This window comes from Planobispora longispora (genome assembly GCF_016863135.1).
GTDB classification, from domain to species: Bacteria; Actinomycetota; Actinomycetes; order Streptosporangiales; family Streptosporangiaceae; genus Planobispora; species Planobispora longispora.
In genome coordinates this window covers 1-8,709 of sequence record NZ_BOOH01000007.1, presented here as the reverse complement: position 1 = coordinate 8,709, position 8,709 = coordinate 1, and the positions used below count along the sequence as shown (strand labels likewise).

Annotated in this window: 6 protein-coding genes and 1 pseudogene; 1 reads left to right on the top strand and 6 read right to left on the bottom strand. The window is 74.0% G+C overall.

The window, feature by feature from the left end:
* Positions 1-157 precede the first annotated feature (157 nt).
* Positions 158-631: a MarR family winged helix-turn-helix transcriptional regulator gene (locus Plo01_RS03690; protein ID WP_203889048.1), complete on the bottom strand. Its 474-nt coding sequence runs from the start codon at positions 629-631 to the stop codon at positions 158-160.
* Positions 632-713: 82 nt separating this feature from the next.
* On the opposite strand from Plo01_RS03690, the gene Plo01_RS03685 reads away from it, so the two are divergent.
* Positions 714-1,145, top strand: a complete 432-nt coding sequence (locus Plo01_RS03685; protein ID WP_203889047.1) for a DoxX family protein — start codon at positions 714-716, stop codon at positions 1,143-1,145.
* 11 nt (positions 1,146-1,156) lie between these two features.
* Here the strand turns inward: Plo01_RS03685 and mmuM are convergent, their stop codons facing one another.
* The 5 genes and pseudogenes from mmuM to Plo01_RS03660 all read right to left on the bottom strand — a co-directional run.
* Entirely contained in the window at positions 1,157-2,020 is an 864-nt protein-coding gene (gene mmuM / locus Plo01_RS03680) for a homocysteine S-methyltransferase (RefSeq protein ID WP_203889046.1), read from the bottom strand.
* A 14-nt stretch (positions 2,021-2,034) separates the two neighbouring features.
* Complete coding sequence (locus Plo01_RS03675) at positions 2,035-4,296, bottom strand: arylsulfatase (protein ID WP_203889045.1); 2,262 nt, start codon at positions 4,294-4,296, stop codon at positions 2,035-2,037.
* Between the two features lie 136 nt (positions 4,297-4,432).
* The gene (locus Plo01_RS03670) at positions 4,433-6,067 is read right to left on the bottom strand and encodes a DUF885 domain-containing protein (protein ID WP_203889044.1); all 1,635 of its coding nucleotides are present in this window, start codon (positions 6,065-6,067) and stop codon (positions 4,433-4,435) included.
* A gap of 65 nt (positions 6,068-6,132) precedes the next feature.
* Complete coding sequence (locus tag Plo01_RS03665) at positions 6,133-8,523, bottom strand: VIT domain-containing protein (RefSeq protein ID WP_239315853.1); 2,391 nt, start codon at positions 8,521-8,523, stop codon at positions 6,133-6,135.
* Positions 8,520-8,709 (bottom strand): annotated as a pseudogene (locus Plo01_RS03660) (MerR family transcriptional regulator); the annotation flags it as partial. The pseudogene Plo01_RS03660 and the gene Plo01_RS03665, both read right to left, overlap by 4 nt.

Sequence of the window (8,709 nt, the reverse complement as noted above, 5' to 3'; positions counted from 1 at the left end):
TCGGGCCGGGGCCGTGTCCGGTGCTCGACCGGGCCCGCCCCGGGCGCCCCGGCGGTGGCCTGTGATCCTCTGACGAGGATCACAGGCCACCTCGCGGTTTCCCGGGGTGCCTGCCACGAGGAGGCGTGCCACGAGGGGGCGCGCCATGGGACATGATCTACGAGAGGGCGCGCGCCGAGGGGCGGGTCGCCGCCTCCACCTTGCGCATGACGCGGGCCATGATCTCCAGCTCGTCCGGGCTCAGCAGGTCGATCAGCAGCTCGCGCACGACGGTGACGTGGCCGGGCGCGGTGCGCTCCAGGCACCTCATGCCCTGCTCGGTGAGCACGGCCAGGACGCCGCGGTCGTCGGAGGGACAGGTGGCCCGTTCGACCAGGCCCCGCTTCTCCAGCTGGCCGATCTGGTAGGTCAGGCCGCTCTTGGAGACCACGACGGTGCGGGCGAGCTCGGTCATCCGCAGCCGGCGGTCGGGGGCGGCGGACAGTCTCGCCAGGATCTCGTACTGGGCGTGGGTGAGACCCGCGTCGGCCTTCAGCTGCTCCTCGACGCGCCGTTCCAGCAGATGGGACGCGGTCAGATAGGCCGTCCACGCCGCCATCTCGCGCTCGTCGAGCCACCGTGCTCCCGTCACCTGCCCAGTCTACCTGTTGTTTGAATTTGAACTATCTGTCATGATGGTCGTTGTTCAAATTTGAACTACTTCGGGAGGCGTCATGCTGGACCAGGCACGCTCCATCGCCCTGCTGCTGGGCCGGATCGCCATCGGTGCGATCTTCTTCGTGCACGGCTGGACGAAGTTCACCGGAGGGCTGGCGGGGACGACGGCGTTCTTCGAGCAGATCGGCGTTCCCCTGCCGGGCGTGGCGGCGCCCGCGGTGGCCGTTCTGGAGGTCGCCGGCGGGATCGCGCTCATCCTGGGCGCCGCGCTCCCGCTCTTCGGGGTCCTGCTCGCCCTCGACATGCTCGGGGCGATCGTGTTCGTCCACGGGGCCAACGGCTTCGCGGCGGACAAGGGCGGCTACGAGTTCGTCCTCGCGCTGGCCGCGGCGAGCCTGATGATCGCCTTCAGCGGCGGCGGGGCCCTGGCCGCCGACGGCCTCTGGCAGCGCCGCCGCGGCGACCGCGAGGCCGCGGTCGCCGGCTGACCCGGCCGGTCCTACCCGCCGTAGATCTGCTCGCGGATCTGGCCGATGTGCTCCGGGGTGGTACGGCAGCAGCCGCCGATGAAGGCCGAGCCCGCCGCGTGCCACCCGGCTGCCGCCGTACCGAACTCGACCGGGTCGGCCGTGCCCGTCCAGCGGCGGGTCCCGGCGTCCCAGCTCTCGCCGGAGTTGGGGTAGACCATCACCGGCTTGCCCTTGATCTGGCCGATCAGGCTGGGGATGTGGCGCGGCGCGGTGCAGTTGACGCCGACCGCGAGCACCCGCGGGTCGTCGGCGAACAGCGCGGCGGCCTGCCGGAGCGGGGTGCCGTCGCTGATGCGCTCGCCGTCGCGGCAGGAGAAGCTGACCCAGGCCCGTACGCCCGGCGTCTCGCCGAGCAGGCGCTTGAGCGCGCGGGCCTCGGGGAGGGAGGGGATGGTCTCGCACGCCAGGAAGTCGGCCCCGCTGGCGGCCAGGACGTGCCAGCGGTCCCGGTGCCAGTCGGCCAGGCCGTCCTCGTCGAGGTCGTAGTCGCCGGTGTATTCGGCGCCGTTGGCGAGATAGGCGCCGTACGGCCCGACGCTCGCGGCGACGGCGCCCTCCCCGTGGGCGTCCCTGGCCTCGGTGGCCAGCCGCACCGACAGCAGGATCAGCTCCTCGGCCTCGCGCGCCGTCAGATTCCTGCGCAGGAACGCCGGGATGCTCGCCTGGTAACTCGCCGTGGTCGCCACCTGCGCCCCGGCCGCGAAGTAGTCCAGGTGCGCCTGGCGGATCATTGAGGGGTTCTCCACCAGTACTTTCGCCGACCACAGGGGGTCGCGCAGGTCCGCGCCGAGCGCCTCCAGGTGGGTTGCCAGCCCACCGTCGAGAATCACCATTCCGCCACTCTACGTCACTCGTAACGGAGACCGATCTCCCTGACGATCTCCAGGAAGTTCTGCCCGGCGTCGGGCGCGAAGGGGCCGGGAGTGTAGGTGACGGCGGTCAGCGCGCCGGTGAACGGGAAGGGGCCGTGGGCCCGGTAGAGGTCCCAGGAGACGGGGGAGCGGCGGTCGATCCCGATGTCGACGCCCTCGAAGGGGGACATCGCGGCGAGCATCGGCAGGCCCGTCGCGGAGGCCCGCTCCCGACCGTCGGCCAGGACGGCGACGTCCCACGCCCAGCCGCCCGGCGCGCCCACCTCCACCCGCGCGGTCCGCTCCGGCGCGGCCCCCGCCCGCAGCTCGTGCATCACCCCGTAGGCGTTGAGCGCGAAGACCAGCTCCCCCTCCGCCACGTACAGGACGTACCCGCCGCCCTGGTCGCCGTGGGCCACCAGCACGCCCTCGCCCGGCTCGGCGATCTCCGCCTCGATCGTGAAGGAGCGCCACTGGACCAGCTGGAGCGAGCGCCACCGCTCCAGGGTGTGCAGGCCCGGCGTCAGCCGTACCGGACCGGCGTCGGCGTGCCACGGCGGACGCAGCAGGTAGCGCAGGCGCGAGCCCTCGTCCAGCGGGTACACCAGGTTCTCGCGGGCGGCCTTCTCCCAGGCGGCGGCCAGCTCGGCGACCAGCTCGGGCCGGTCGGCCGCCAGATCGCGGAGCTGGACGCGGTCGGCGCGCTGGTCGTACAGCTCCCACTCGTGGTCGCCGAACGGGGTCAGCGGCCGGTGCCGGGTCACCGCCTCCCAGCCGTCGCGGTAGAAGCCGCGGTTCCCGGCGAGCTCGAAGTACTGCTCGGTGTGGCCGTGCGCGGCCGCCGCCTCGCGCAGCGGGCCGCCCAGCGAGACCCCGGTCCGGGGCAGCCCCTCGGCGGCCTCGACCCCGGTGAGGTCGAGCAGGGTCGGCAGCAGGTCGGTGACGAAGGCCCACTGGTCGCGCAGGCCCGAGGCGTCCAGCCCCGCGGGCCAGGAGAAGAGGAACGGCACCGAGTGACCGCCCGCATGAGTGTTGATCTTGTAGAGGCGGAACGGCGTGTTGGAGACCGCCGCCCAGCCGCGCGGGTAGTGCGGCAGCGTCCGCGGCCCGCCGATCAGGTCGATCCCGGCCAGGTCGGCGGCGAGGTCCTCGCGGTCGTGCCCGCTGTTCTTCGACAGCAGCGTGCGGAAGTACTGCGTGGTGCCGCGCTCCTCGCCCTCGCGGGAGCCGCCGTTGTCGGAGGTGAAGACGAAGATCGTGTTCTCCAGCTCGCCGAGCTCGTCGAGGAAGGCGCGGAGCCGTCCGGTGCTCGCGTCGATGCTGGAGATCATCGCCGCGTAGACCTCCATGTAGCGGGCGAAGAGGCGGCGCTCGTCCGCGCTCAGGGAGTCCCAGGCCGGGACGTCGTCGCCGGGCTCGGCGTCGCGGGGCGGCAGGGGAGTGCCCTCCGGGATCAGGCCCAGCTCGATCTGGCGCCGGTGCCTGCGCTCCCGGATCACGTCCCAGCCCGCGTCGTAGGCGCCCCGGTGCGCGGCGATGTCCTCCGCCTTCGCCTGCAGCGGCGCGTGCGCGGCGCCGTGCGCGAAGTACAGGAAGAACGGCCGCTCGGGGTCGGAGGCCCGCAGCTGCCGGATCATGCCGACGGCCCGGTCGGTGAGGTCGTCGGTCAGGTAGTAGCCGTCGGGGTAGCGGTCCACCTCGACCGTGTGGTTGTCCTCCACCAGCCGGTGCGGGTGGTGGAAGTTGGTGAAGGCCTCCAGGAAGCCGTAGAAGCGGTCGAACCCCCGCTGCAGCGGCCAGGCGTGCCGGGGCCCGGCATCCGACATGTCGGAGTCCTTGGTGAGGTGCCACTTGCCGACCGCGAACGTGCCCCACCCGGCGTCCCGGAAGATCTCGGCGGCGGTGACCGCGTCGCGGGAGATCTCACCGGTGTAGCCGGGGAAGCCCGGGTCGGAGTTGGCGACGTGGCCGACCCCGGTCAGGTGCGGGTTCACCCCGGTCAGCAGCGCCGCCCTGGTCGGCGAGCACATGGGCGTGACGTGGAAGTTCGTCCACCGCACGCCCCGCTCGGCGAGCGCGTCCAGGTGCGGGGTGGGGATCTCCGAGCCGTAGCAGCCCAGGTCGGAGAAGCCGACGTCGTCGACGAGCACGATCACGATGTTGGGCTTCCCCGCCGCCGACGCCCGCGGAGGCCACCAGGATTCCGATCCCGCGAACGTCCGTCCGACCCGTCCCGGGAACCCCTCGTACTCGATCATGCGGCGGATTATAGGGATTCGCCGGGCCGGATCCTTGTCACCGCCGGACAGAGCTTCCCGGGGAACCCCGGGATTCTCGGGGTTTCCCGGGGCGGGCGGGATCCGGCCGGTCCGCTGGAGCGCCGCGGGCTCCCCGTCAGCCGACGCGGCGCAGGGCGTCGGCCAGGCTCGCCAGGCCGACCGGGCCCAGGTTCAGGGCGGCGGTGTGCCAGCGGCGCAGGTCGAAGTCCGCGCCCAGCCGCCGCCGGGCCTCCTCGCGAGCGGCCAGCCAGGCGCGCTCGCCGAGCTTGTAGGAGGGCGCCTGGCCCGGCCAGCCGAAGTAGCGGACCACCTCGGCGTGGACCCGGTGCGGCTCGCACCGGCCGCGGTCGCGCAGCACCTCGCACGCCTTGCCGAAGGTCCACTTCGAGCCGTCGGGCAGCGGCAGGTCCAGGTGGACGCCGATGTCGACGACCACCCGGGCGGCCCGCAGCGCCGATCCGCCGAGCATGCCCAGGCGGGTGCCCGGCTCGGTGAACCAGCCCAGCTCGTCGGCGAGCCGCTCGGCGTACAGCGCCCAGCCCTCGCCGTGCCCGCTCACCCAGGAGTTCCTGCCGAACCGCGACAGGCTCTCCCCGGCCACCCGGGTCTGGCCGAGCTGCAGGTGGTGGCCGGGCACGCCCTCGTGGAAGACCGTGGTCAGCTCGTTCCAGGTGGTGAACCGCGTCCCGGCGCCCTCGCCCACCGGCCACCAGGTGCGGCCCGGCCGGGACAGGTCCTCGCTCGGCGAGGTGTAGTACGCCGCGCCCGAGGTCGAGCCGAGGGCCAGGGTCACATCCACCCGGCGCAGCGGCTCGGCGATGTCGAAGTGGGTGCCGTGGAGCTGCTCGATCGCCTGGTCGTGGCGCTCCTGCAGCCAGCCCCGGTAGGCGTCCAGGCCCTCGACGAACCACGTCCCGTCGAGGATCGCGGTCGCCTCCTCCACCGAGGCGCCGGGCCGTACCCGGTCGGCCTCGGCGGCCAGCTCCTCCTCGATCCTGGCCAGCTCGGCCCAGCCCCACTCGTAGGCGTCGGCCAGGTCGATGTCGGCGCCCAGGTTCAGCCGGGAGTTCACCGCGTAGCGCTCCGCGCCGACCGCGTCGGTCTCGGTCGCCCGGGGGGCGTACTCCTCGCGCAGGTAGCGGGCGGTCTCGGCGTAGGCGGCGTACGCGGCCGCCGCGCCCTCCTGCAGCGCGGCGCGCGCCGGCCCGTCACCGTAGGAATCGATCAGGCTCGCGTGCGTGCCGCTCGTCGTGAACAGCTCGGCCTGCACCGCCAGCTCCAGCGCCTGGCGGCGGGCCGCGGTCAGGCCGCGGGAGACCCCCTCCTCCAGGCTCGCCCGCCAGCCGCCCAGCATCTCCGGCATGCCCGCCAGCCGCGCCGCCACGTTCCGCCAGTCGTCCTCGGTCTCGTGCGGCAGCAGGTCGACGCTGTCCCGCAGGTCGGTGAAGAGCCCGAACGGCGCCCGCACCTCCCGCAACGGCTCGCCGATCTCGTGCCAGGCGAGCTCGGCCTCCAGCCGCTCCCGCAGGTGGGCGGCGGCCCGCACGTCCGCCTCGCCCTCCGGCTCCAGCGCGCTCAGCCTGCCCAGAGTCCGGCGGATCAGGTCGGCCCGGGCGGCGTACCCGTCCGGGCCGTAGTCGGAGGTCGCGGCGAACTCGACGTCGATGCCCTCAGCCGCGGCGCCGACCGGGTCGAGCGCGGCGGAGCGGGTGACGTAGTCGTCGCAGAGATCAAAGATCGGGCTGGTCATCCCCGCACCCTAGCCGACGTGACCCGGCCGGTCATGTGCGATCGACCGGCCGGGTCACGGACGCCTCACCGCTTCCAGAACGGGCGGCGCTTCCCGGCCGGGGGATCCCGGCGGAGCAGGGTCTCCAGGGTGTGCACGGCCAGCTGCCACAGCGTGTCCACGTCCACCGCGGGATCACCCGACGTCAGGTCCTCGGCTAGCGCCTCCAGCTCCGCGTGGCCGCCGTGGAGCGCGGCCAGCTCCGCCAGGCGGGCGCCGAGGTCGGTCAGGTGGCGGCGCCGCTCGGCGGTCCGCAGGGAGGCGGCGGCGCGCAGCCGCCGGAGCTCCTCGGCCAGCCGCTCCCGGAACGGGTCCAGCCGCTCCTGCGGCGGTACGGAGCCCTTCTCCTGCTCCATCCAGTCGACGGACCCGCCCGTGCCGTACGGCGGCGCCCCCGCCTCGGGCATGGGCAGGAGCAGGTCGGGCATGCCCATCGCCTCGGCCTGCGCGGAGGCCGGGGAGGGCGGCATGAACGCCGACCCGGGAGCCGCCGGCCGGAAGGCCGCCCGGGGGGCGGGCATGGCGGCGGGCATGGCGGCGGGCGCGGCCATCAGGCTCATCGGCGGCGCGGCGGGCGGCGCCTGCCAGCCGCTGGGGAACTCCACCGGCTGGACCACCTTGTGCTCCGGGCCGCCCTCGGCGACCACGTGGGTGTCGACCGCGACGAACGCGGTGAACCGGCAGAGCACGCCGTACCGCAGGGAGAGCGCGATGATCTCCTCCTCCAGGGAGTGGTCCCCGGCGGCGTAGCGGTCCTCCAGCGTGCGCAGCCGCGCCCGCGCCCAGATGGACCGCACGGCGGGGTTGCCCACCCGGCTCCCGGCGACCCGCTGCTCCCACGGCCGGCCGGCGGCGTCCAGGCCGCTCAGGACCGCCGCCCCCGAGGGCTCGCCCCGGTAGCGGCCGTGCACGGTCAGCGGGACGCCCGGGTAGATCGCGCCGAGGTGCCCGGTCGCACCGGGGATCAGGTCGAGCCCGTCGCCCTTGAGCGACAGATCGGTGACCAGCGGGGAGCCGATCCTGCGATGGATGTTCTCCATCGCCTCGTCCAGCTGGTCCTCCGACTCGACCAGCTCGCACCGGCCCTTGCCGAACCCGGTCAGGCGGCTCAGGAAACCCGCGTTGACCGCCCGGTCGATGCCGACCGTGTGCACGCGCACCCCGGCCAGGCGGGCGCCGAGCCGGTCCAGGATCTGGTCCTCGTTGCCGACCTGGCCGTCGGTGACCAGCACCAGCACCCGGTCCCTGGACGAGTCGCCCAGCAGCCCGATGGCCTGCTCCAGCGGCTGGAGCATCTCGGTGCCGCCCCGGGCCTCCAGCCGGGCCAGGTGCTCCACCGCCCGGTAGCGGTTGCGGTCGGAGGCCTCCGCCAGGCCCGCGCCGAGCCGATCGGGGTGCTCCACCACGGTGTCGAAGGAGAGCACGGCGAACCGGTCGCCGGTGACCAGCGTGTCGACGATGCGGGCGGCCGCGCGCCGGGCGGCGACCATCTTCCAGCCGGTCATGCTGCCCGACCGGTCGAGCACCAGCACGACGTCCTTGGGCGTGGCCGTGGCGGGCGCCTCCGGCGGGACCACGGTCAACGCGAACGTGCCCTCCTCGCCCTCGGCGTCGGGCACCAGGGAGAGCGAGGTGGAGGCGTCGAACGCCAGCCGCAGGATGAAGTCGCGGTCCAGGCGCTCTCCGGGCTGGAGCTGCACCGTGTCGCCCTCCCGAACGACCGTGTGCAGGCTGGAGCGGACCTCGCGCAGCTCCAGCCCGGCGGCGTCGATCGTGGCCGCGAGCGAGAGCCGCACCGGGTTGGGGAAGCCGGGCAGCAGCACGGGCGGGGTGATGCGGGAGGCGTCGGGGACCGCGTCGGTGTCCGGGGCCCAGCCGTCGCCGGCCCGCTCGCCGTCGAGCGGGGCGCCGGGGATGTAGCGGGGGGCGACGACCAGGGGGAAGCGGAAGGTCGCCGCGCCGTCCTCGTAGGGGAGGGGCTGGTCGAGGGTGAGGCGGACGGTGACCCGCTCGCCCGGCACGATGTTGCCGACCCTGATGGTGAAGACGTCGGGCCGGTCCTCTTCGGCGATCGCGGCGCGCTTCCCCTCGGAGATCGCCTGGTCGTAGTCGGCTCTGGCCTGGCCGCGCTCCTTCAGCACGCCCTCGACGACCCGCCCGTCGGCCTCCATCCGGAAGGCCGTGACGGCGGCCCGGTCGGGCAGCGGGAAGATGTAGGTCGCCTCGAGCGACACGTCGAAGGGGTTGCGGAAACCCTGGGTGACCTGGACGCCGGCGGCCAGGCCCGCGACGTCGGCGGTGACGTCGACGCTCTCCAGGGGCAGGTTCCCGCGCTCGGTGACGAGCGCGCCCAGCCCGGCGTCGGGGACCGGCTCGCACTCCTCCGGGCGCAGCGGGGCGATGTGATTGATCATCATGGGCTTCCTTCCGGAGGGGCGAGTTCACGGGTGCGGAGGACCGCGAGCAGCGCCTCGGAGGCGGCGCCGATCGCGGCGAGGTCGTCGTCGGACGGGGTACGGCCTGCGCCGTCGAGCAGGAGGGTCACGCCGGGCGCCAGTCGCAGGGCGGGCACGGCCGTGGCGGGAGCCGGCGGCGAGACGGGG